At 35.8% G+C, this 24010-nt stretch carries 19 protein-coding genes; 12 read left to right on the forward strand and 7 right to left on the reverse strand.

The genetic code is table 11. From position 1 onward, the window contains the following. Positions 1–253: 253 nt before the first annotated feature. Positions 254–1132 carry a helix-turn-helix domain-containing protein gene (locus E0W73_RS04115; RefSeq protein WP_135220824.1) on the reverse strand — a complete coding sequence of 293 codons (879 nt, stop codon included), beginning with the start codon at positions 1130–1132 and terminating at the stop codon, positions 254–256. Between the two features lie 292 nt (positions 1133–1424). Here E0W73_RS04115 and E0W73_RS04120 point away from each other — a divergent pair, with 292 nt between their 5' ends. The 8 genes from E0W73_RS04120 (at position 1425) to E0W73_RS04155 (ending at position 12019) form a co-directional block, all read left to right on the forward strand. Continuing rightward, on the forward strand, positions 1425–2561 hold the full coding sequence (locus E0W73_RS04120; protein WP_135220825.1) for a glycoside hydrolase family 26 protein: 1137 nt from the start codon (positions 1425–1427) through the stop codon (positions 2559–2561). A 35-nt stretch (positions 2562–2596) separates the two neighbouring features. Further along, a complete protein-coding gene (locus tag E0W73_RS04125) occupies positions 2597–3988 on the forward strand; it encodes an MFS transporter (protein ID WP_135220826.1) in 1392 nt (463 codons plus the stop codon). A 24-nt stretch (positions 3989–4012) separates the two neighbouring features. Beyond that, entirely contained in the window at positions 4013–5203 is a 1191-nt protein-coding gene (locus tag E0W73_RS04130; protein WP_135220827.1) for a glycoside hydrolase family 130 protein, read from the forward strand. Between the two features lie 2 nt (positions 5204–5205). Continuing rightward, positions 5206–6396 carry an AGE family epimerase/isomerase gene (locus E0W73_RS04135; RefSeq protein WP_135220828.1) on the forward strand — a complete coding sequence of 397 codons (1191 nt, stop codon included), beginning with the start codon at positions 5206–5208 and terminating at the stop codon, positions 6394–6396. A 27-nt stretch (positions 6397–6423) separates the two neighbouring features. Further along, positions 6424–6972: a carbohydrate binding domain-containing protein gene (locus E0W73_RS04140; RefSeq protein ID WP_162847656.1), complete on the forward strand. Its 549-nt coding sequence runs from the start codon at positions 6424–6426 to the stop codon at positions 6970–6972. A gap of 5 nt (positions 6973–6977) precedes the next feature. Then, the gene (locus E0W73_RS04145) at positions 6978–8204 is read left to right on the forward strand and encodes a glycoside hydrolase family 26 protein (protein WP_135220830.1); all 1227 of its coding nucleotides are present in this window, start codon (positions 6978–6980) and stop codon (positions 8202–8204) included. A gap of 183 nt (positions 8205–8387) precedes the next feature. Further along, entirely contained in the window at positions 8388–9677 is a 1290-nt protein-coding gene (locus E0W73_RS04150; RefSeq protein ID WP_135220831.1) for a glycoside hydrolase 5 family protein, read from the forward strand. Between the two features lie 302 nt (positions 9678–9979). Next, entirely contained in the window at positions 9980–12019 is a 2040-nt protein-coding gene (locus tag E0W73_RS04155; protein ID WP_135220832.1) for a glycoside hydrolase family 97 protein, read from the forward strand. Here E0W73_RS04155 and mgrA read toward each other — a convergent pair. Then, positions 12011–12967, reverse strand: coding sequence for an L-glyceraldehyde 3-phosphate reductase (gene mgrA / locus E0W73_RS04160; protein WP_135220833.1), 957 nt, complete (start codon positions 12965–12967; stop codon positions 12011–12013). The genes E0W73_RS04155 and mgrA overlap by 9 nt on opposite strands. 190 nt (positions 12968–13157) lie before the next feature. Between mgrA and E0W73_RS04165 the strand changes: the two genes are divergently transcribed. Then, positions 13158–13355, forward strand: a complete 198-nt coding sequence (locus E0W73_RS04165) for a DUF433 domain-containing protein (RefSeq protein WP_135220834.1) — start codon at positions 13158–13160, stop codon at positions 13353–13355. 218 nt (positions 13356–13573) lie between these two features. Here E0W73_RS04165 and bglX read toward each other — a convergent pair whose 3' ends face one another. From bglX to E0W73_RS04180, 3 genes are all read right to left on the reverse strand, one after another. Beyond that, positions 13574–15889: a beta-glucosidase BglX gene (gene bglX / locus E0W73_RS04170; protein WP_135220835.1), complete on the reverse strand. Its 2316-nt coding sequence runs from the start codon at positions 15887–15889 to the stop codon at positions 13574–13576. A 393-nt stretch (positions 15890–16282) separates the two neighbouring features. Continuing rightward, positions 16283–17662 carry a sialate O-acetylesterase gene (locus E0W73_RS04175; protein ID WP_135220836.1) on the reverse strand — a complete coding sequence of 460 codons (1380 nt, stop codon included), beginning with the start codon at positions 17660–17662 and terminating at the stop codon, positions 16283–16285. Next, on the reverse strand, positions 17652–18752 hold the full coding sequence (locus E0W73_RS04180) for an SGNH/GDSL hydrolase family protein (RefSeq protein WP_135220837.1): 1101 nt from the start codon (positions 18750–18752) through the stop codon (positions 17652–17654). Before E0W73_RS04180 ends, E0W73_RS04175 begins: the two co-directional genes overlap by 11 nt. 217 nt (positions 18753–18969) lie before the next feature. On the opposite strand from E0W73_RS04180, the gene E0W73_RS04185 reads away from it, so the two are divergent. Continuing rightward, positions 18970–19479 carry a C40 family peptidase gene (locus E0W73_RS04185; RefSeq protein ID WP_135220838.1) on the forward strand — a complete coding sequence of 170 codons (510 nt, stop codon included), beginning with the start codon at positions 18970–18972 and terminating at the stop codon, positions 19477–19479. 219 nt (positions 19480–19698) lie between these two features. On the opposite strand, the gene E0W73_RS04190 is transcribed toward E0W73_RS04185, so the two are convergent. Both E0W73_RS04190 and E0W73_RS04195 read right to left on the reverse strand, forming a co-directional pair. Further along, positions 19699–21279 (reverse strand): L,D-transpeptidase family protein, encoded by a 1581-nt coding sequence (locus E0W73_RS04190; protein ID WP_135220839.1) that lies wholly within the window; start codon positions 21277–21279, stop codon positions 19699–19701. A 177-nt stretch (positions 21280–21456) separates the two neighbouring features. Next, entirely contained in the window at positions 21457–21873 is a 417-nt protein-coding gene (locus E0W73_RS04195) for a DUF1573 domain-containing protein (protein WP_135220840.1), read from the reverse strand. A gap of 163 nt (positions 21874–22036) precedes the next feature. On the opposite strand from E0W73_RS04195, the gene E0W73_RS04200 reads away from it, so the two are divergent. Both E0W73_RS04200 and E0W73_RS04205 read left to right on the forward strand, forming a co-directional pair. Beyond that, a complete protein-coding gene (locus E0W73_RS04200; protein WP_135220841.1) occupies positions 22037–23302 on the forward strand; it encodes a sensor histidine kinase in 1266 nt (421 codons plus the stop codon). Next, positions 23299–23985 (forward strand): response regulator transcription factor, encoded by a 687-nt coding sequence (locus E0W73_RS04205; protein ID WP_135220842.1) that lies wholly within the window; start codon positions 23299–23301, stop codon positions 23983–23985. Before E0W73_RS04200 ends, E0W73_RS04205 begins: the two co-directional genes overlap by 4 nt. Positions 23986–24010 lie beyond the last annotated feature (25 nt).

The raw sequence follows: 24010 nt of genomic DNA on the forward strand, positions 1-24010 counted from the left end.
TTTTTATCTTTAAAATTATTTAACAAATCTATAACAGAAGGAAATATCAAATCGATAATATTATATCATTTAATGATAATATTTTTACTATATCGGCTTAAAAAAACACATATCAAAATAAAACATAGTAAAAATTATATTTTCCTCAATAAACCCTCATTTCAAAGCAAAAACGATGCACTAATCTTAACAAAATCATAAATATCAAACGATTTCGTTAAAAATAATACATTCACATGCAAAAAAAGTATCATTATAAAATACGTTTAAGACCAGAAAAGTCTTCACGATATTGGCTAGGAGTACAGTTTTTAATAGCTTTAAAACTACGATTAAAGTTGGCGATGTTATTAAACCCAGATCTAAAAGCAACTTCAGAAACACTCATATCTTTTTCGACCAGCCAACGAGCAGCGTAACCGATTCTGATATCGTTTATATAGTTGACAAAAGTTTTTCCAGTTCGTTTTTTGATAAACCTGTTGAAAGAAATAATAGACATGCTTGCGACACCGGCAACATCTTCTAGTGTTATTTTTTCGGCGAAATGTTTTTGCACATATTCATATACAAGCTTCATTTTATCGTAATCATCAAATGTGTCGTAGTCGACTGTATAGGTAGAAAGAAGCCGTTGATTTCTGGAATTTGCCAAATCATACAACAAGGAAGTGATTTCCAAAAAATAATCCATACCATCTAGTTTTGAAAGCCTTACAAGCCTTGGAGTAAGCTCTTCAGCTGTTTTTTTGGAAAAAAGGATTCCGTGAATAGAACGGTTAAACATATCGCGTATCGGATTCATAATTCTTCTCGAAAGCAAAGATTCATGAAATAAATCATTGTGAAACTGAATCGTTATCTCATGAATTTTTTTGCTCGTGCATTTATGAAGCTCCCAGCCATGGTATAAATTCGGACCAATAAGAACCAATTCTACATTATCGATTTCTTCAATATTATCTCCCACAACACGCTTCACTCCTTTCCCATTCAGAATAAAATTAATCTCGAATTCCGGATGGTAATGCACGGGGAAATCAAAACTATCTTTTACTCTGTCAAAAACCAAAAAGCTGTCGCCTGCTGACAATGGGGCAATTTCTCTGTAAAAATTTTTAGCGTTACTCATCTTTATTACGATTTTAAGGAAAGGATTATCTGTTTTTTGTTTGCAATAATATGATATATAATTGATAAAATAATATTAATTACTCCATAAACATACATTTATCTTTGAAAAATAGAATTATCGATTATATAAAAAGTCCGCCAATAATAAATATTTATCATTTTTAAACGATAATCTTTTTATAGTTTTAATAATTTTAATCGAAAATCCTTAAGAAATAACACAAGCCTAAAAACCAACAATATAGCCTTAAAAACCCTTTTAATAAAGGCTTAGACCAATGATTTGCAAAATGAAGAAACAACTATTAAATTTTATAATTGCAATAACCGCCGCTAGCAATTTTTCGTTTGCAGCAATAAAAACCAATACAAATTTGTCACTCGCAGATAAAAAAGCGACCCCAGAAACAAAAGCATTATACCGTAAACTCAATCAATTGAGCCAAAGAGGTTTTCTTTTTGGGCATCAAGACGATCTTGCCTACGGTGTTAACTGGAAATACGAAAAAGGTCGAAGTGATGTTAAAGAGGTAACAGGAGATTATCCTGCTGTTTATGGCTGGGATATCGCAGGCCTAGAAAAAGACGACCTCAATAATATAGACGGCGTACCTTTCGAAAAAATGAAACATTATATTATAGAAGCCAATCAAAGAGGTGGTATTTCTACGATTAGCTGGCATTTTGACAATCCAGCTACGGGAAAAAATGCTTGGGACAATACTCCAAATGCTATAAAAACTATTCTTCAAGGTGGAGAAAACCACCAAAAATACATTACATGGCTAGACAAAGCCGCAAATTTCTTTTTGTCCTTAAAAGATAAAAAGGGAAAAAACATCCCAATTCTTTTTAGACCTTTCCATGAACTAACAGGAGGCTGGTTTTGGTGGGGAAAAGGGAATTGTACGGCTGAAGAATTCAAATCTATCTGGAAATTCACTTTTGACTATTTGCAGCAAAAAGGGGTTCATAATCTTATATATGTCTATAACACGGGAAGTTTTAACAATCAGGAAGATTTTCTTGACCATTATCCTGGCGACGACTATGCCGATATTTTAAGCTTTGATATTTATCAGAACAGTAATGATGCCAACGGAAGCAAATTCGTTACTGAATTTCAGAATCAATTAAAAATTTTGAGCGATATTGCTTACCAGAAAAACAAACCTTTTGCCATCGCAGAAGCCGGTTTCGAAGGTATCCCCGATTCAAAATGGTGGACTGGAACACTGCTAAAGGCGATCGGAAATTACAAAATTTCTTATGTCTTATTATGGAGGAATCACGGCTGGCAGGAAAAGGAACAGAAAATGCATTATTATGCTCCGTTTCCAGGGCAGGTAAGCGAAAAAGACTTTGTTGATTTTTACCATTTAAAACAGACTTTGTTTGAGAAAGACATCAAAACATTGAAAAAGTAAACCCCAATTTATATTCAAATCTTAAAAAAAATCGAATGCACGACAAAATTAGCTTAAAAGAAAAAATAGGTTACGGTCTCGGAGATGCTGCCTCTTGTATGTTTTGGAAAATTTTCAGCATGTATCTGTTGTTTTTTTACACCGATGTTTTCGGACTAGCACCAGCTGTGGTCGGAACCATGTTTCTGATAACCAGAATTTGGGATTCCTGTTTTGATCCAATTGTCGGGATTCTGGCCGATCGTACTAAATCTAAATGGGGAAAATTTAGACCTTATCTACTCTGGGTTGCTGTGCCTTTTGCGCTAATCGGCGTTTTGACTTTTTACACCCCTGATTTTGATGAAAAAGGAAAAATCATTTATGCTTACATAACCTATTCTGCCATGATGATGATTTATTCGCTGATAAATGTGCCTTACGCTTCGCTTTTGGGCGTAATGTCTGCCGATCGAAAAGAACGAAATACACTTTCTTCTTACCGAATGGTCTTTGCCTTTGGGGGAAGTCTGCTGGCTTTATGGCTGATTGAGCCTTTGGTAACTTATTTTGGCGGAAACTTAAATTCAAAATCCGGCTGGCTTTCTGCAATCGCCATTTTTGGATTAATCACTACGATATTTTTCTGGGGATGTTTTCTTTTCACTAAAGAAAGAGTAAAACCTATCGAGAACGAACAAAACAATCTAAAAGAAGACCTGAAAGACTTACTTAAAAACAGGCCGTGGTGGATATTGCTTGGAGCAGGAATCGGAGCCTTGATTTTTAACTCTATACGAGATGGCGCGGCAGTTTATTATTTTAAATATTATGTGAGCAGCAACATCAACTTTGATTTTTCAATTTTCGGAACCAGTTTTCACATGACGCCCACATCGCTTTATTTAATTCTAGGACAGGCCGCAAATATCATCGGCGTAATTATCGCAACGCCTATCGCCAATAAAATCGGTAAAAAGAATACGTTTTTCGGAGCCATGTTTCTGGCTGCAATCTTAAGTCTGATTTTTTATTTTTTCGGAAAAGAAGATGTGATTTTGATTATGACTTTCCAGATTTTAATCAGTATCTGTGCAGGATGCATATTTCCGCTGATCTGGTCAATGTATGCCGATAGCGCCGATTATTCAGAATGGAGACAAGGACGCAGAGCCACCGGATTGGTATTTTCAGCCTCATCAATGTCACAAAAATTCGGCTGGACAATCGGAGGAGCCGGAGCAGGCTGGCTTTTAGCTTACTATGGTTTTCAGGCCAATGTCGAGCAGACTGCAGTAACTCAAAACGGAATCCAATTAATGTTAAGCATACTTCCTGCCATCGCGGCCGCATTGTCTGTAGTTTTCATATTTTTTTATCCATTAACAGAAGAAAAACTGCAAATCATTGAGCAAGACTTAAGCATACAAAGAAATCAGATCAATTAATTTCATAGACAGAAAATACTATATATGACAACAATAACATCTTCAGCCACTTTTTTAAACAGAAAAAAGGCATTAGAAAAAGAACATACGAACCTTATCGAGCTTAAAAACGAACCACTGGGAAATGCAGGAAACGGTATTTTTGAACGTTATAAAAATCCAGTAGTAACCGCGGCCCATGTACCTCTAAATTGGCGTTTCGATCTTAACGAAACAACAAATCCGTTTTTACAGGAGAGAATCGGAATAAATGCCGCTTTTAATGCCGGCGCGATGAAATGGAATGGAAAATATCTGCTGGCTGTTCGTGTTGAAGGAATCGATCGTAAATCGTTTTTCGCTATAGCAGAAAGTCCAAACGGAATCGATAATTTTAAGTTCTGGGATAAGCCTTGCGTGATTCCGCAAACCGAAGATCCAGATACAAATGTTTACGACATGCGTTTAATACAGCACGAAGACGGCTGGGTTTACGGAATTTTCTGCACCGAAAGAAAAGACCCCAAAGCGCCAAAAGGCGATACAAGCTCTGCTGTTGCCAATGCCGGAATTGTACGCTCAAAAGATTTGATAAATTGGGAAAGACTTCCTGATTTGATTTCAAACACAGGCCAGCAACGAAATGTAGTATTGCATCCTGAATTTGTAAACGGAAAATATGCATTGTATACCCGTCCGCAGGATGGTTTTATTGATGTCGGCTCTGGTGGCGGAATTGGTTTAGGATATGTAGACGATATGACGAATCCTGTTGTTAAGGATGAAAAAATCATTTTTGGAAAACAGTATCATACAATTTATGAACTGAAAAATGGTCTTGGTCCTGCTCCCATAAAAACAAAAAAAGGCTGGTTGCATCTCGCGCACGGCGTACGCAATACCGCTGCTGGACTGCGTTACACACTTTATGTATTTATGACCGATTTAAACGACATTTCTAAAGTTATTCATGTTCCGGCGGGACATTTTATGGGGCCTGAAGGTATAGAAAGAGTTGGAGATGTCTCAAACGTATTGTTCTCAAACGGATGGATTGAAGATGAAGATGGAACTGTTTACATCTACTATGCATCTTCAGATACCAGAATGCACGTAGCAGTTTCTTCTGTCGAAAAACTGATTGACTATGCGTCTAATACACCTGTAGACACATTTATTTCTGCTGGTTCTGTAAATACAATTATCAAACAAATCGAAAAAAATAACGCAATCTAACCGTGTCATTAAAATTAAAGCTTTTAAAATCTGAATTGACCGCAGAACTTGACGAAATCTTAAAATATTGGGCCAAACATACTGTTGACTACCAGAATGGCGGTTTTGTGGGTCAAATAGATTTTGAAGATCATATTATTGCAAATACAGAAAAGGGTTCGGTCTTAAATGCTCGGATTCTCTGGACGTTCTCTGCCAGTTATCAAACCACTAAAAACGAAAACCATAAAAAACTGGCAAAAAGAGCGTTCGATTTTTTGGCTGACTATTTTTATGACAGTACTTTTGGAGGTCTCTTTTGGAGTATTAATTCAGACAAAACTCCAAAAGACACCAAAAATCAGATTTATGCCTTGGCTTTTGCAATTTACGGACTGTCTGAATATTATGCGATTTCTAAAGACGACAAAGCACTGCAAATAGCAATCAATCTGTATTCTAAAATACAAGATTACAGCTACGACCCTGTAAACAAAGGTTATCTGGAGGCTTTTACAAGAGATTGGAAACCTATTGAAGATCTTCGTCTGAGCGAAAAAGATGCCAACGAAAAAAAAACGATGAATACGCATCTTCATATTATTGAAGCTTATGCTAATCTATATAAAGTGTGGAAGGACAAGACGCTTCAAAATATTATGATTGAGCTTCTTGAAACTATTGAAAAGCATTTTATCAATACAAAAACAGGGCATTTGAAATTGTTTTTTGATGAAAATTGGAATGAAAAGCCAGATGTCATTTCCTATGGACATGATATTGAAGCCGCTTGGTTGTTGCAGCAATGCGCAGTGATTTCTGAAGACGAAACATTAATTTCAAATTATAAAAAATATGCACTTCAGATTGCCGAAGCTACAAAAGAGGGTTTCGATGCTGATGGTGGTTTATGGTATGAATTTGATCCTCATAAAAAAGAGCTGATTGCCGAAAAACATTGGTGGCCTCAGGCAGAAGCCTTAATTGGATTTTACAATGCTTATCAATTATCGGGAAACGAAGAATATTTGGAAATTGTTTACAAAAATTGGAAATTCATAAAAAAATATATGCGCGACAAACAAAACGGAGAATGGCATTGGGGTATTTATCACGATTACGCTTTGATTAAAAAAGACAAAGCCGGATTTTGGAAATGTCCTTATCATAACGGCCGTGCTTGTTTAGAATTAATGCATCGAATTCAAGATTAGTTCGTATTACTTTAAATCAAAATGATTATGAAACAGCTTTTTTTTCTGGGCTTATTATTAATGATGCTCCCTGCAAATGCTCAAACCAACCTAATCAAAAATGGAAGTTTTGAAAACGAATTTATAGACTGGCGCGGAGAGGAAAGTGCCATGATTTCTCCGTACGAAAAAAAATCAGGAAAAAGTGGCGCCAATATCACGCAGTTTGTTGATGCTGAATGGAAAGCTCTAGACCAAATCATTTCAATTCCGAAGAATACTTTTGCTGTCGAATGCAGCGTCTGGATGAAAACCGATGAAGTCGAAACACAAAAAGAAGCTTATAAAGCCGGCGCGGTAATTCTGGAATTTACAGATGCTGTTGAAAAACAAATCAGTACCGAAAATATCGCTCAAGCAACCGGCAGTACAGAATGGACTCATTATAAAAAAATAATAAAAGTTCCTGCCGATGCCAAAAAAATCAGAATCATGCTGGCTTTGGCTCAAACCAGCGGAACTGTATTTTTTGATGACGTGAAACTCATTACTCTTACAGAAGAAGCATATTCTAAACTGAATTCGGACTCCAAATAAAAAATATGAAAAGCTATCTAACCACAACCATACTACTAAGTTTCTTCATTTTAGCAAGCTGCTCTACTAATGATGATACGTCTCCAGAAATAATTATAGACCCAACAGTATCACCAGACGATGCTATGACTACAGCAAACGCGGCATCATTTATGGTCGACGCAAACGCAACAAAAGAAACCACGGCCTTATTCTATAACTTAAAAAGGCTTTCCAAATACAAAACCGCTATTGGTCAGCAGGACGCCTTTACTGGTTTTTATCAAGATGCAGGCGGTGAATCTGACATAAAAAAGAATACTGGCTTTGATCCCGCTGTTCTGGGTTCTGATTTTATGTTTATTACAGACAAAAGCAATAACGGCCAAAGCAACAATTGGTTCTATCAGCAGGAACTCCAAATTATTTCTGATGTCAAAAACGCTTATGCAAAAGGCATAATAAATACATTCAGCTGGCATTTGAGAGAACCTTATAGCGAAAATTCGTTCTACACCGCAGACATGACTTCAGAACAAAAAGCAACAGCCTTTAAGAGTATTTTGCCCGGAGGAGCCAATAACGAATGGTACAAGAAAAAATTAGACAAAGTGGCTAGCGTTGTGTCAAACTTGAAAAGTGCCAACGGCGAACTGATTCCGATAATCTTCAGGCCATTTCACGAATTTGACGGAAGCTGGTTTTGGTGGGGAGCCGATTTCTGTACAGCAGATGAATACAAAAAAGCCTATCAGTTTACGGTTGATTATTTAAAAAACACAAAAGGAGTTCACAATATTCTCTACGCATTCTCTCCCGACAATTCGTATACAACATCAGAAGGATATCTAAGTCGCTATCCCGGAGATAAATATGTCGATATTATCGGAATGGATAATTATGGTGATTTTAATAATCAAGGGCAGACTGGATCTGACAAAGCCAATGCTAAGCTGAAAATCCTTTCAGATTACGCGAAAGCAAAAGTAAAAATAGCTGCTTTGACAGAAACAGGTTATCGTGTTACCAATACAACACCAGCGATTACAAATTGGTTTTCGAATTTATTATACAATGCGTTAACCAAAAATGATATTCAGATAAGTTATGTTATGTTTTGGAATAATAACGCAGACGGTTATTATGTTCCAAATGGAACGGTTTCTAATACAGCCGATTTTAAAACTTACAGTCTCAAAACAAAATCAGCTTTGGTAAATTCCTTGCCGAAAATGTACGAAATGCCGAAATAGTATTTTCGTTTGCTTCGCCTATTCGGCTTTCAGCCTCGAGTCAGGCTTAAAGTTTCAGGTTCACAATAAAACGTGTAAAATAACGGATTGTCCTAGCCCCGATAGAAGCGGCATCCTTTTATGGTGGGGGTTCACCATAAAAGATACAGCGGATAGCGGGATTAGCTCCTTAAAATATAAATTATGAAAAACAGATTTCTCAAAATACTTTCTCTAGTCTTGATTTTCTCTACAATAGCTTGCCAGGCGCAGGAAAAAATTACCGTAAAAGGAAACCAGTTTTACAAAGGCGACAAACCTTATGCATATATCGGAACCAATTATTGGTACGGGAGCATGCTGGCTTCAAATAAAATCGGCGATCGCAAAAGACTGCTCCGCGAATTGGACTTAATGAAAAAAAACGGAATTGATAATCTAAGAATCTTGGTCGGTGCCGATGGCGGAAAATACGATTTTACCGTTCGTCCTGCCCTGCAATACGAGCAGGGAAAATACGATGAAGATTTACTGGACGGCTTAGATTTCTTGATTAATGAAATGAGCAAACGTAATATGTATGCTGTTTTATACTTAACCAATAACTGGGAATGGTCTGGCGGGATGTCGCAATATTTGGAATGGAATGGAAAAGGTGCAATTCCGGTTCCGAATATTCCACCAAACACTTGGCCTCAGTTTATGTCGTACACAGAACAATTTCACAGCTGTGAACCTTGTATGGAAGCTTTAAATAATCATGTCAAATTTATTATTGGAAGAACAAATGCATATTCCAAAAAGAAATACAATGAAGATAATACGATTATGTCATGGCAGGTTGGAAACGAACCTAGGCTTTTTACAATTGAAAACGAAGCAAAATTCACGAAATGGCTTAATAACATTGTAGATTTAATTGACAGTTTAGACAAAAATCATTTGGTTTCTACAGGTTCTGAAGGAAAAAACAGTTCCAACGACAGTATGGAAATCTTCGAAAGAACACATCAAAATCCGAATATCGATTATCTAACGATGCACATCTGGCCTAAAAACTGGAATTGGTTCAAAGCGGACAATCCCGAAGTTACAATACCTGCGACAATTGAAAATGCTGGTAAATATATTGATGACCATATTAAAGTCGCCAACAATTTAAAAAGACCCATCATTATTGAAGAATTTGGTCTTCCGAGAGAAAATGAGAATTTGAATGCTGGAGCTTCTTCTGTTTATAGAGATAAATTTTACAGCTACATATTCGACAGAGTTGCAGAAAGCGTCAAAAATGGCGGTCCGTTGCAAGCTGCCAATTTCTGGGGTTATGGTGGTGAAGGAAAAGCAATTCATCCTGATGGAAAATGGAATCCAGGGGAACCTTTAACAACAGACCCGCCACAAGAACCACAAGGTTTAAATTCTGTTTTTAACGATGATAAATCGACTTTAGAAATTGTAAAAAAATACAATTTAGAATTAAAGAAAAAGTAGTTTTATTTCCACCATATAAGTGATATAAGTTCATTTTAACACGTTGGGTGAAATTAATTTCAACACATAGAAACATAGTTTAACTAAACTTAAAAAAGGCGTTTCACTAGTCTAAATGCACATAGTTTAGCTATGTTTGGAAACTTGTTTCTTCCATTTTCTTTTCTCGGCACAAAAAACTATGCTTCTATGTGTTAAAATGCTTTTATTTTTTAATTACACCCAACAGGTTCATTTTAGTAAATGCTTAAGTCAAACTCTTTAATGAACTTATATCACTTATATGGTTTAAAAACATTCTAATGAAAAATATATTTATTCTTTTTTGTTTTATACTCGCAAAATTTTCTTTTTCACAAAAGAAACAGGATTTTAACGTAATTTCTCCAAATGGAAAAATCGATATTAAAATTGCAGTAAATGATAAAATTTCATGGTCTATTTCGCATGATAAAGATTTGATTTTAGCATCGTCTGAAATGTCTTTGACTTTGGACGGAAATCAAGTTTTGGGAAAAAATCCAGTTCCCATTAATTCAAAAAAAGAAACTGTTAACACTTCGTTTGAAACACCTCTTTACAAAAAGAAATCAGTTCAAAATCATTACAATCAATTGATTTTAAATTTTAAAAATGATTTCAGCATTGAATTCCGTGTTTTTGATGATGGAGCAGCATATCGCTTTATTACCAAAAAGAAAAAAGAGATTACAGTAAAATCAGAAGAAGTACTTTTAAATTTTGATCAGGATTACAATACTTTGATGCCGTATGTCCGTGATTTGAGAAACCCGAAAGATCAGTTTATTTCTTCGTTTGAATCACATTATGAAAACAAAAAAGTAAGCGAATTTGCGAAAGATACTTTAGCATTTTTACCTTTTTTAATTGATTATAAAAACCATAAAAAAGCCGTTTTCTTAGAAGCTGATTTAGAAGATTATCCAGGATTATTCGTCACCAACAATCAAACTAAGACAGGTTTTGAATCTCGTTTCTCGAAATATCCAACCCAAGAAACCAACGGCGGATTTAATTTTTTAAACAAATTAATTACCGAAAGAGCAGATTATTTGGTAAAAACCAAAGGAACCAGAACTTTTCCGTGGAGAGCGATTGTCATTGCTCAAAATGATGCCGATTTAGCCAATAACGACATGGTTCAGAAATTGGCAGAACCGTCAAGAATAAAAGATATTTCGTGGATAAAACCAGGAAAAGTCGCTTGGGATTGGTGGAACGACTGGAATATTTACAACGTCGATTTCAAAGCGGGAATCAATACGCAGACTTATAAATACTATATTGATTTTGCTTCTAAAAACAAAGTTGAATATGTAGTTTTAGACGAAGGCTGGAGTGTTGAAACGGATATTATGAAACACAATCCAAATGTAGATTTGGAAGAATTGATTGCTTACGCGAAAGAACGAAACGTCGGCATTATTTTGTGGGCTTCATGGATGGCAATCAATAATAAAACTGAAGCCGTTTTTGACAATTATGCAAAATTGGGTGTAAAAGGTTTTAAGGTTGATTTCATTGACCGTGACGATGCCAAAATGGTGAATTCCGTTTATGATATTGCACAAAAAGCGGCAAAACATAAATTGATAATCGATTTCCACGGAATGTACAAACCAACTGGAATTCAGAGAACCTATCCAAATATTTTAAATTTTGAAGGCGTAAAAGGTCTCGAAAACAATAAATGGACACCAAATGATGATGTTCCGGTTTACGATTGTACTATTCCATTTATCCGAATGATGGCTGGGCCTATGGATTACACACCAGGCGCGATGCGAAACGCCACAAAAAGCGAATTCAAACCTAGTCATTCTACACCGATGAGTCAGGGAACCAGATGTCATCAATTGGCACTTTACACTATTTTTGAAGCACCTTTACAAATGATGGCCGACAGCCCAACCGCTTTTATGAAAGAACAGGAAAGCACCGATTTTATTGCTAAAGTTCCAACCACTTTTGATGAAACTGTCGCTCTTGATGGAGAAGTCGGAAAATACGTTTCAATCGCTAGAAGAAAAGGAAACACTTGGTATTTAGGCTCTATTACAAACTGGAATTCCAGAGACATTACGATTGATTTTTCTTTCCTTGAAAAAGGCAAAAAATTCCAAGCTGAAATTTTTTCAGATGGAATAAACGCAGACAAAGCGGCAACTGATTATAAAAAGGAAATTGTTACTGTAGATTCCACAACGAAATTAAAATATCATTTGGCTAGCGGTGGCGGTTTGGCGATGATTATAGAAAATATGAAATGTAGAAACCTAACAGGTTTTAAAAACCTGTTAGGTTTGAATATATTACGATAAAATACTCTCAATCGCATTCAACTCATCAGCCGTAAAATCAGTATTCTGAAGACAATCAATATTATTACACAATTGTTTTACAGAACTCGCACCAATTAAAACCGATGTAATTCGTTTGTCTTTTTGCAGCCAAGCCAAAGCCATTTGCGCTAAAGACTGATTTCTGTTCTGCGCAATTTCATTCAGCTGAATTAATTTCTGAACGCGCTCCTGCGTAACCTCATCTTCTCTTAAATGTCCGTTTGGATTATGCGCTCTTGAATTTTCAGGAATTCCATTTAAATATTTATCGGTCAAAAGTCCTTGCGCTAAAGGTGAAAATGCAATACAGCCCACTCCTTTTTCTTCTAAAACATCCAGCAAACCATCTTCCACCCAGCGTTGCAACATAGAATATTTCGCTTGATGAATCAGACAAGGCGTTCCTAACTGTTTCAAAACGTCGACCGCAACACGAGTTTGTTCAGCAGAATAGTTACTGATTCCAACATACAAAGCTTTTCCGCTTCTTACAGCGTGATCCAGCGCCATCATGGTTTCCTCAATCGGAGTTTCTGGGTCTGGGCGATGCGAATAAAAAATATCCACATAATCAATATTCATTCGCTTTAAGCTCTGATCTAAGCTAGACAAAAGATATTTGCGAGAACCCCAATCTCCGTAAGGTCCTTTCCACATTGTATAACCTGCTTTTGTCGAAATCACAATTTCATCACGCATGTTTCCCTGAAAATTATGCCATAATATTTTTCCGAAATTCTCCTCAGCAGAACCCGGAACTGGCCCATAATTATTAGCCAAATCAAAGTGGGTAATTCCTTTATCAAAAGCCTCAATGGCGATACTTTCTGCGTTTTCGAAATTATCTACCGAACCGAAGTTATGCCATAATCCTAAGGAAATCTCTGGAAGCAGCAAACCGCTTTTCCCGCATCTATTATATTTCATTGTTTTAATTTAAAGTTGGAGTTTTAATAGATTTTAAAGATAGAAAAAAATACTAAGTTTTGTTTGTTTTGCCACGAAGGCACTAAGACACAAAGATTTTTATCTAAAAAAGAAATCATGGTAAAAAACAAGCTCAAATAATTACAATTTAATTCACTATTAATTTTGTAAATTTGTTTAAACTCAAAATATGAATACTAATTGGCAAAATTTAATTTCAATAAATCCTGATATCAGATTTGGCAAACCCGTGATAACAGGAACTAGAATTTGTGTTTCGGATATTCTTTCATGGCTTTCTACCGGAATGTCTTTTGAAGAAATTATTGAGGATTTTCCAGAGTTAAATAAAGAACATATTCTTGCTGCTTTAGCCTTTGCAGCATAACAAGTCAATAGCATCCAGCTTTAGCTGGATGTAAAAATAGGACGTATTAAAAGGGCTTTAGCCAAACCCGCAAAGTTTGGCTAAAGCCCTTTTCCTATTCAAACCTTATTCCCCTAGCTGAAGCTAGGGGCTATTAAAAAATCTTTGCGACTCTGCGTCTTTGCGAGATTAAAAAACTCTGAACCTTTGTGACTTTGTCTCTTTGAACCTCAAAAAAACTATTCTTTTATTTCAAAACCAACTTGCAACCCTTTATCAGAACTTCCTCCAACCATGATTTTGAAAGTTCCCGATTCAACCAAATAAGTTCCTTCGTTGTTATAAAATCCTAATTCTTTATCTGTTAAAGTAAAGTTTACTGTTTTAGTTTCTCCTTTTTTCAGATTCACCAATTCAAAACCTTTTAATTCTTTTATCGGACGCACGATACTGGCGTATTCATCATGAATGTATAATTGTACTACTTCCTTTCCATCATAATTCCCTGTATTAGAAACCTCTACAGTAACCTGAACCTTTTCTCCTTTAGCAAAAGATGTTTTATTCAGTTTCAGGTTTTTATAATCAAATTTAGTGTAGCTTAAACCAAAACCAAACGGAAACTGAGGCGTTTTTTCTACATCCATATAATGCGACCAGAAAACATTTTTATCACTGTCAATTGGCCTTCCTGTACTGTATTTGTTATAATAAATTGGTACTTGACCTACATTTCTTGGGAAAGACATTGGCAGTTTTCCACTCGGGTTATAATCTCCGTATAAAACCTGTGCAACCGCATTTCCTGCCTGAGTTCCCAAATGCCAGGCTTCTACAATCGCCGGAACATTTTCTGCAGCCCACGGAATACTCAACGGACGACCGTTATTTAAAACCAAAACCACATTCGGATTTACTTTGTAAATCTCTTCTAATAATTCTTGCTGTAAACCTGGGAGATTTAAATCGGTACGGCTTCTTCCTTCACCGCTTTGAAAACCATATTCTCCTAAAACCATTACCACAACATCAGCATTTTTTGCTGCTGTTTTTGCTGCTTCAAAGCCGCTTTTGTCTGTGGTGTTGAAAACTGTTTCTGTTAAGAAAGTCGCTTTTTGTTTCAATAAATCAGCTCCTTTTTCAAAAGTCAATTGATTGTCTTTGTATTGCTGCATTCCTTCTAAAACCGAAACTGCAGTATCATCAGACGCTGCGATTCTCCAGCTTCCTAACGGACTGTTTTTATCGTTTGCCAAAGCACCAATCAAAGCAATTTTCTGTCCCGATTTCTTTAGCGGAAGCAGATTCTCTTTCCGCCCCGGCGGACAAGCATTCTTTAATAAAACGATAGATTTCTTCGCCATGTCCAAAACGCCATCATTATTGGCTTTGCTTCCAACCACTTCTTTCTCACGTTTTTCATCACAGTATCTGTACGGATCATCAAATAATCCCAACTCAAATTTCACTCTTAAAATTCTGCGAACGGCGTCATCAACCAAAGATTCTTTCACTTTTCCTGATTTTACCAAATCAACCAATTTCGCCACATATAAATATGATTCCATATCCATATCAGAACCAGCGATTACAGCTTTCGCCGTTGCATCGGCTTCGTCTTTGGCATAACCGTGCGCAATCATTTCACGAATCGATGCATAATCAGAAATCACAAATCCGTCAAACTTCCATTTTCCTTTTAAAATATCTCTTTGCAAAAAGGCATTTCCAGTTGCCGGAACGCCATTCAAAGTATTAAACGAATTCATAAACGTACGAACCCCAGCATCTACAGTAGCTTTAAAAGGAGGTAAAACCGAATTATACAATTTCGAATTACTGATATCTACAATATTATATTCCAAACCGGCTTCAACATAACCATAAGCTGCAAAATGTTTCGCACAGGCAGCAATGGTATTTACTTTAGCCAAATCGGCAACCGTTTCTCCCTGAAAACCTTTTACTCGAGCATACCCCACTTTGCTTCCTAAATACGGGTCTTCTCCAGCGCCTTCCATTACACGTCCCCAACGCGCATCATTTGCCACATCGACATTTGGGCCAAAAGTCCAGTTTATTCCAGATGCCGAAGCTTCGTCTGCAGCAATTGCCGCAGATTTTTTAATCGCTTCTAAATCCCAACTCGCTGCTTCTGCCAGCGGAATCGGACTTAACGTTTTATAACCATGTATTACATCAAAACCTATAATCAACGGAATTCCTAATCGTGTTTCTTCCACCGCAATTTTCTGAACGGCACGAACTTCTTTCACGCCTCGCACCGTCAGCATCGAACCTACCAATCCTTTTCTTAAATGTTCGTATTTTAATTCTGCCGTTCCGCCTTTTGGCGCTGGTCCAGTAACATCCCAAAAACCGTTATACTGATTCATCTGCCCGACTTTTTCCTCCAATGTCATTAAAGGCAAAAGCAAATCTATACGCTGCTCAACAGTTTTATTCTTATCCAGATACGGCTTTTTTTGTGCATTCATATTTCCAATCGTAAAAAGGGAAAAGACCCCAATAAATATTATTTTTTTGTTTTTCATAGCGTGGTTAGTTTTTTTGAGTTGCTAAGGATCTGAGATACTAAGGTTCTAAGTTTTCTTTGGGCGTGTCCCGCCGAAAAAGGCGGGTCGGGCTTTCGGCTATATCTTTTGTTCCGTTTCTCTCCACAAAAGGATACCGCCTCAATCCCTCACGCAAATCGGTTTCAAAAGACGCAATCTTGTCATTTCGACGAAGGAGACCCGAGCGACAGCGAACAGGCGAAGCAAATCACACTCGGGATTCGACAAAGATTGGCTAAATTCTGTGTGGAGTTTCTATTCTGATTTCTCCTTTCAGTCGAAATGACAAACTTTGCATATCACTTTGCGGGACTTCGACTTCGCTCAGCCTGACAAAAAATCTAAAATCTTGTTTCTTTATTCTTTAAACATTCACTCAGAAACAAAACAAGAAGCTGGCAGATTGGCTTTATTAAACAAATCCGATTGCGTTGTGTTTCCCCACGCAAATCTCACTTTTGCCGGAGAAGACACTTTTTTACTGCTCAAAATAACTTCGTTGTTTTTAATTGAAGCTTCGGCTGGATAAAAAACTCCATCTACTCCGGCCACTTCAAACTGATTCGATTTTTTGTCTTTAAAATATAATCCTTCAGCATAATCAAAAGAAACGGTAACTTTGTTTTTATCTATTTTAATGGATTTAAAGAGCGGTCCATTAACTAAATTAGAATTGATTTTATAAGTATCAGCTAAAGCTAAATTGGCCAAACGAACTCCAACCGCTTTTTTATTTTTTGGATGAATATCAATAGTGTCTGAAACATCGCTGATAACTACCATTCTGGTTTTCGAAACCTCTTTCAGCAGTTTTCTCTGGGAATTTCGAACTGTTACATTGGAGAAATTATTCGAACCTGTTTTAAATGGCGCAATCTGAACATAGTAAAATGGAAATTCGTGTTTCCATTCTTTTCTCCAGGAAGTAATCAAAGCACCCAACGTTTTATCATAAACCAAAGAACCCACATTTGATTCTCCTTGATACCAAAGCACTCCCGCAATTTTAAATCCGATAATTGGATAAATCATGGCATTGTAAGCGCGTCCAGGTTGTCTGGGTCCGTATTCTTGTTCATTGAGTTTTTTAGCATTTTCTAATAAAACAGAATCGTTATTAACAACTTCTGATGACATCCAGATTTCCGCAGGAGTGCCGCCCCAGTTGGAAGAAATCAATCCGATGGGAACATTTTTTAAATCCTCGCGAAGACGTTTCGCAAAAAAATACCCCACTGCACTAAAATACTTCATGGTTTCAGGAGTTGATTCAGTCCAATTTCCCAATAAATTATGCTGTGGATTTTCGGCTGTCAACTTCGGAACCGTAAAAAATCGGATATTCGGATTTGTGGCATTTTTCATTTCTTCTTCGCCATCGTCAATTCCCCAGCTGGCAGACATTTCCATATTTGATTGTCCAGAACAAAGCCAGACTTCTCCAATTAGAATATTTTTGATAATAACTTCGTTATAACCTTTTATCGAAATGGTAAAAGGTCCGCCTGCTTCAGGAGTTTTAATGGTCAATTCCCATTTTGCCTGATTGTTTGCAGCCGTTTTACATTCCTGATTATTCCAGCTCGAAACCAATTTGATTTCTTCTTTTGGATTGCCCCAACCCCAAATTTTAACTTCAGAATTGCGCTGTAAAACCATATTGTCGCCAAAAATATTCGGAAGAGAAACGTTTGCTATCATAGTATTGGAAATCAACAGAAAGAGAACAAACTTAAATATATTATTTTTCATTGAGAAGCTTCTTTAAAAAAGGTCCGTATTGTTCTGCCATTACTTTTTGATCTGCCACATCTGGATGTCCCAAACAGCCATTTGGAATCATTGGCTTAAATTTGAAAATTCGGATTGATTTATGCGCTTTATCATTCGCGAAAGCGTTTTTAACTTTATTCAGGCAATCTTCAAAAACAACTCCTTTTTCTCCTCCGACCATCGGGCTATTGGTAATCACAATTTGAATATTCGGATTATGTTTGTACAGCATTTTTATAAAATTGATGTAATTTGAAACATACTTTTCAGGATTAAAGGGCAGACGTTCTTTCTTGCCGTCTCCGCCAGAAAAATCATTTGTTCCTAAAGCGATACTTATAATGTCTGGCTGAAAAGCAAAATCATACTTTGGTTTTGATGCATCTTTTGTCAAATACAGATTCTGATATACATCTGGCATGATGGCTTCTTCTTTATTTTCGTCATTCCAATTTCGGTACATACCGATTCCCGAAACACAGCTCATCAAATAATCGACACCAATCGCTCTTGACAGCTTGGGACCATAAGCATAATATCCGTTATGATGATCCATATACTCTCCCTTATCGCAGGGAACATCAGAACCGTCGCTGGCAGCGCCACAGGTAATAGAATCACCAATAAATTCAATTTTCTTTTTCTTTTTAAATGAAATGGGTGTCAGTTTTGCGGTTGTTCCTGCAAACAAAATATTGCCACTCTGTGCTTCTGTATTTTTGTAAATTTCTAATCGATGCTCCTTTTGATTTGAAGTCACTTTTATTGGAAATGACTGTATGGCTCCTTTCTCGATTCTGATTTTTCCGATATATTTTCCGTCCAAAACCAGCTGAACATAGTTATGATGCTCGTAAGAATCTACACTTTGAAGCGAAATTGAGCATTCTTTTCCCGTAAAATTAAAAGAGACCGAAGAGGCAGTACCAATTAAAATAACCTGATCATTTTGCAGCTGATCCACTCGGCCTTGATATAAAAAAGTTTTTTTAGAATTTTGAGTTTGTGCATTCGAAACAGCCGAAATCAGCAAAAACGAAATTAAAACAGTTATTTTTTTGAGAAACATAATTTATTTGTTAAAATATAAATACGATTCACAAATATATTTGAAATGAATTACACAGAAAGATACTAAAATGTCAAAAAGCAATAAAAAAACACCACATAAACACATCAATTAATGACTAAATGATACGTATTTATACTATTTAGAGTATTGTTGTTCTTTTTAAAGTAAAATAACAGTTTATCTTTAGCGTTTCAATTTATACAAAACTAAAAATATGAAATCGCGCCTACTATTATTTCTACTGCCCGTTATTTTACTTTCTTCCTTTAATTTAAAAAAGAAAGAACCACAAATAGTAGTTCAAAACAATAGAATTGAGAACACAATAAATCGTGATTCTATCATCGCTTTCGCTAAACAATATCTAGGAACTCCCTATGCATACGCAAGCAGCAATCCGAAAAAAGGTTTTGATTGTTCGGGATTTGTGAGTTATGTTTTCAGCAATTTTGGAGTAACACTGCCAAGAAGTTCAAGCGGCTACAAAAATTTAGGAACGGCTTTAAAACCGGAAGACTTTAAAGTGGGTGATGTTTTAGTCTTTTATGGATACAAAAACAGAAATATTGTGGGGCACGTAGGCATCATCTGCGAAGCCAACGGAATGCAGTCCAAATTTATTCATGCTTCATCAGGAAAAGCACAGCAAGTTACTATAACAGAACTTAATACAGAACATTATACCAAACGCTTTTATAAATGTGTTGATGTTTTGGCTAAATAGTTTTTTGTTAGCCACGACTCGAGCGATAGCGAACAGGCGAAGCAATTCACGAATTTTCGCGAATTAATTTTTGCCACAGATTAAAAGGATTAAATAGATTATAAAAAATCAGTGTTAATCTTTTTAATCTGGGGCTTTAACTTTTTCCTACAAATCAAATCTCATCAAATTTTAATGCCAATTTTGGAATTTGGATTTTCGAGATTGGAATTTAAACTTTTATTCTTCTGTCAATAATTTTATCAGACTTTCATCTCTTTGGTAGATATCTTTATAGAAATTCAAATTTCCTTCTCGATCAACCCAAGCAGTAAAATAGCCAATATAGACCGGAACTTGCTTTTTTAAAGTGTACCAGTTTTCTTTGCTGGCGTGCATTGCCTTATCTATTTTTTCGGGTGTCCATTTCGGGTCGTCTTTGAGAAGTTCTATAGCCAATTCTCTAGGCTTTGCTACACGTACACATCCGTGGCTGAAGGCTCGGCTTTCTCTCTCAAACAAACTTTTTGAAGGAGTATCGTGCAGATATATATTATTAGAATTCGGAAAAAGAAATTTTACCAGTCCGAGCGAATTATTTTTACCCGGAAGCTGTCGCACCGCACCATTATTCCATTCCAGATTTTTCTGTGCGAGGTAATTTTTGTTTCTTGCCATTCCAGGCTTAATCTCGCTTTTGATGATGCTTGGCGGCACGTTCCAATACGGACTGAAAACAATATATCGCATCATACCGCTGAAAATGACCGTTTTTGTCATTGCTTTTCCTACCACAACTGGAGAAGTGAATACTATTTCGCCGTTTCGAACCATGTAAAGCTTAAATTCTGGAATGTTGACTTCTATAAATTCTTTTCCCTTTTCAAGCTCGGGATCAATCCATCGGCAACGCTCCATATTGGCGATAATCGTTTTGATTCTGTCTGAAACCGGAACATTCATCTCGGCAATATGTTCTTTTAAAATAGTATTTTTTGGTGTGTTTCCATGACGCAGTTCAAATTCCTTAACCGCTTTCATCAGCACAGAATCGCAAACATTGCTTTTAGTGTTTTCTTTTAAATTTCCGGAGATATAAAGTCGTTCCCGAATTTGGCCAATTATTGTACTAGAATCTCCTAATTTAAGACCTTTATAATCTTCTCCAATTTCAATTGCTGCCCATCCTCCTTTTTTCTCAATTTCCCTGTATTCTTTAAGGGCATCTCGAAGTTTGTAATACTGGCTGAACATTTTGCTTTTCTTGTCGTCGCTAATGGTAGATTTCTTAAAGATAGAATCGGTCAGGACTTGGTAATTAAGCTTTTTTCTAGGCAGCAGCCATTCGAGAGAAATCGAGGTCTTTTCATCAAATCCTGCATATACTTTTTCAGCGTAATAAAAATACAGATTCGAAATCATCAAGTCGGTTTCTTCTTTGTTCATTTTATTGACCGAATTGTTTTCGAAAATACCGCTCAGTTTTTCGTTATACGGAAAATTAGCTTTCAGGCCTTCATCACTTAAACCTTTGTATTTATCGAATAAGGTATTTCCGAATTCTACAACACCTTTATTATCAAGCCATAATTGTGTCGATTTATTTTTAAGGTACAACGCAGCTACATCTTTCTGAAACTTAATCAGTTTGGGATATGTTTCATAAAAAGAAGCCACTCGGCTGCTGTCTATAGTCAGTTTTAACTCCGGTATAATTTTTTCAGAAGTTTTGGCATTTTCTTCTTTTTTATCGGCTTTAGAATTACAAGATGCTATCGTAAAAATAACAAATAAGGCGGTTAAGGGATACCAGATTTTCATAGTAAAATTTTTAATAAAAGTAAAAAAAATACATTACAAACATAATCGAGTTGAAAATTTTTCCTAACCAATTAATGAGTGTATTAAAAAGCAAAAAAAAACGTTTCACAGTAACAAAAAAAGCTCCAGATAATTGTCTATCTGAAGCTTTGCCATATAACTAACCTAATAAAAATTTTAGATAACAGTACCTTTTAAAGTAAGGATTTTTGGTGTAGTTTCAGCACTTGTCGTTACGGTAACTGTTTTGCTAAATGCACCTTTATTTGCAGCGTTGTAAGTTGCGATAACTCTTGCCGATTTTCCAGGAAGAACAGGCTCTTTTGTATAATCTGTAGCAGTACAACCGCAAGAACCCTGAACATTTGTAATTACTACAGCAGTTTTTCCAGTGTTTTTAAATTCATAAACAATCGCTTTTGGAGTTCCTTGTGGAATTTGTCCAACATCAATTGTTTCTGCTTTCCAAACAATTGTAGAAGCAGCTGTTTCTACAGTTTCAATTTTTGAAACCAAAGATTTTACCGGCGCAACTGCCGAAAAAGACATAAGGCCTAAAGCCAAAGCTAACATTGAAATTCTGATTACTTTCATAACGGTTTATTTTAAATGGTTTAAAGTTCAAATTTTATATTTCAAAAGTAATTCTCAAAAAAACAAAGTGCTGTTAACCGCTCTCAAATGTTTGTTAACGACTTGTTAATCGCTTATTTTCAGTATAAAATTGATTAATATTACACTTTCAAAACTCATTTTCTTGAAAATTAATAAACTCAACAGCATCATACTTTTAGGACTAATTGCCATCATCAGCATATTGGTCGCTCAATTGCTTTGGACTAAAGAAGCTTTTACGCTTGAGCAGAAAAAGCTCAGCCAGAAAGCTCATATTGCCTTATTGGAAGTTGCCAAAAAGCTTTATGAAGGAACCAATCACGAACTTCCGGCTCAGAATCCGGTGCAGAAAATATCAAATGATTATTATATTGTAAATGTTGATAACGAATTTGAACCCGATATTTTAGAATTTTATCTGCAGACAGAGTTCAAAAAAATGAACATCACCACCGACTTTGAATATGCCATGTACAACTGTCAGAGCGACGAGATGATTTATGGCGATTATATTTCGCTTTCGAAGAAAAAAGCAGAATGCAAAAAAACCGTCTATTTCCCGAAACATAAAAATCTGGTTTATTATTTTGCCGTTCGCTTTCCGAACGAAACTACGTATTTATTCAGTTCAATGCGATTTTGGTTTATTCTTTCGACGGCTTTAATCTTTATTTTACTGATTTATGTTTATTCGATATTTAAGCTCCTTCAGCAAAAAAAATATTCAGAATTGCAGCGCGATTTCATCAACAATATGACGCATGAATTTAAAACGCCTTTGGCTTCCATTCTTATTGCTTCTAAATATTTGATCGAACAAAAACCTATTAAAGAAGACAAAAAACTTTTTACTTATACTGATATTATTATCAATCAGGGGAATAAGCTAAACAGTCATATTGAAAAGATTTTAAATATTGCCAAATCGGATTATGCTCCTTTGGAACTCAACAAAGAAAGTATTCTGATTGTTCCGATAATTGAAGAAGCTATCGAAAATATCAAGCTGAAATATCCTGAAGCTTCTCTTTCTATTGAAACAGCATCAACTCAATATTTAATCGAAACAGATGCTTTTCATTTTGGTAATCTGGTCTATAATTTATTGGACAATGCAGTGAAATATTGCAATGAAAAACCTGAAATTAAAATTAAAATCACAGAAGAAAACAATTGTTTAAAACTTGAGTTTAATGATAATGGAATTGGGATTAATCCTAAAAAAATATCTTTTATCTTTGATAAGTTTTATCGCGTTCAGAACGAAAAAAGCAATGAAGTTAACGGATTTGGTCTTGGTTTGTATTATGTAAAAGAGATCTGCAGTCTTCAGAGCTGGAAAATAAAAGCCGAAAATAATCCTGAGAAGGGCGTTACCATAACTTTATCTATTCCTTATAAAAAATGAGAAACTTCAAAATACTTTATGCCGAAGACGATGAAACTCTTGCGTTTTTAACCAAAGACAATTTGGAGCAAAACAATTATGATGTAACACATTGTTCTGACGGAAAATCAGCTTTGAAAATTTTTGAAGAGGAAGAATTCGATATTTGCATTTTTGATATAATGATGCCTAAAATGGACGGTTTTGATTTGGCTGAAGCGGTTCGAAAAATTGATGTTGATGTTCCGATTATTTTTCTTTCGGCTAAAACTTTAAAAGAAGATAGAATTAAAGGTTTGCGTCTTGGAGCAGATGATTATTTGGTAAAACCTTTCAGCATTGAAGAATTATTATTAAAAATTGAAATCTTCTTAAAGCGTTCTCAGAAAAATATTCCGGCTGCAAAAACCATCTATGAAGTTGGAAAATATCAGTTTGACACTAAAAACTTTATTCTTTTTAATGATGAAGAGAAAGTCGGACTTACGCAACGTGAAGCCGAATTATTGAAGTTATTTTTAGATCATAAAAATTCTGTTTTAAAACGCGAACAAATCTTAACCTCTTTATGGGGAACAGATGATTATTTTATGGGAAGAAGTCTAGACGTTTTTATTTCGCGACTGCGGAAAATCCTGGCAAACGAGGATGGGATTTCGATAGAAAACCTGCATGGAATTGGCTTTAGGTTTTCTATTGGGTAAACTTTTCTTTTGAAGCAAAGTAACG

The organism is Flavobacterium foetidum (assembly GCF_004634245.1).
GTDB lineage: Bacteria > Bacteroidota > Bacteroidia > Flavobacteriales > Flavobacteriaceae > Flavobacterium > Flavobacterium foetidum.

Coding starts and splice junctions, on each gene's coding strand:
- E0W73_RS04195 (WP_135220840.1), bottom strand. CDS start 21,873: ATGAAAGTAATCAGAATTTCAATGTTAGCTTTGGCTTTAGGCCTTATG.
- E0W73_RS04125 (WP_135220826.1), top strand. CDS start 2,597: ATGCACGACAAAATTAGCTTAAAAGAAAAAATAGGTTACGGTCTCGGA.
- E0W73_RS04140 (WP_162847656.1), top strand. CDS start 6,424: ATGAAACAGCTTTTTTTTCTGGGCTTATTATTAATGATGCTCCCTGCA.
- E0W73_RS04155 (WP_135220832.1), top strand. CDS start 9,980: ATGAAAAATATATTTATTCTTTTTTGTTTTATACTCGCAAAATTTTCT.
- E0W73_RS04115 (WP_135220824.1), bottom strand. CDS start 1,132: ATGAGTAACGCTAAAAATTTTTACAGAGAAATTGCCCCATTGTCAGCA.
- E0W73_RS04150 (WP_135220831.1), top strand. CDS start 8,388: ATGAAAAACAGATTTCTCAAAATACTTTCTCTAGTCTTGATTTTCTCT.
- mgrA (WP_135220833.1), bottom strand. CDS start 12,967: ATGAAATATAATAGATGCGGGAAAAGCGGTTTGCTGCTTCCAGAGATT.
- E0W73_RS04190 (WP_135220839.1), bottom strand. CDS start 21,279: ATGAAAATCTGGTATCCCTTAACCGCCTTATTTGTTATTTTTACGATA.
- E0W73_RS04185 (WP_135220838.1), top strand. CDS start 18,970: ATGAAATCGCGCCTACTATTATTTCTACTGCCCGTTATTTTACTTTCT.
- E0W73_RS04145 (WP_135220830.1), top strand. CDS start 6,978: ATGAAAAGCTATCTAACCACAACCATACTACTAAGTTTCTTCATTTTA.
- E0W73_RS04130 (WP_135220827.1), top strand. CDS start 4,013: ATGACAACAATAACATCTTCAGCCACTTTTTTAAACAGAAAAAAGGCA.
- E0W73_RS04180 (WP_135220837.1), bottom strand. CDS start 18,752: ATGTTTCTCAAAAAAATAACTGTTTTAATTTCGTTTTTGCTGATTTCG.
- E0W73_RS04205 (WP_135220842.1), top strand. CDS start 23,299: ATGAGAAACTTCAAAATACTTTATGCCGAAGACGATGAAACTCTTGCG.
- bglX (WP_135220835.1), bottom strand. CDS start 15,889: ATGAAAAACAAAAAAATAATATTTATTGGGGTCTTTTCCCTTTTTACG.
- E0W73_RS04165 (WP_135220834.1), top strand. CDS start 13,158: ATGAATACTAATTGGCAAAATTTAATTTCAATAAATCCTGATATCAGA.
- E0W73_RS04120 (WP_135220825.1), top strand. CDS start 1,425: ATGAAGAAACAACTATTAAATTTTATAATTGCAATAACCGCCGCTAGC.
- E0W73_RS04175 (WP_135220836.1), bottom strand. CDS start 17,662: ATGAAAAATAATATATTTAAGTTTGTTCTCTTTCTGTTGATTTCCAAT.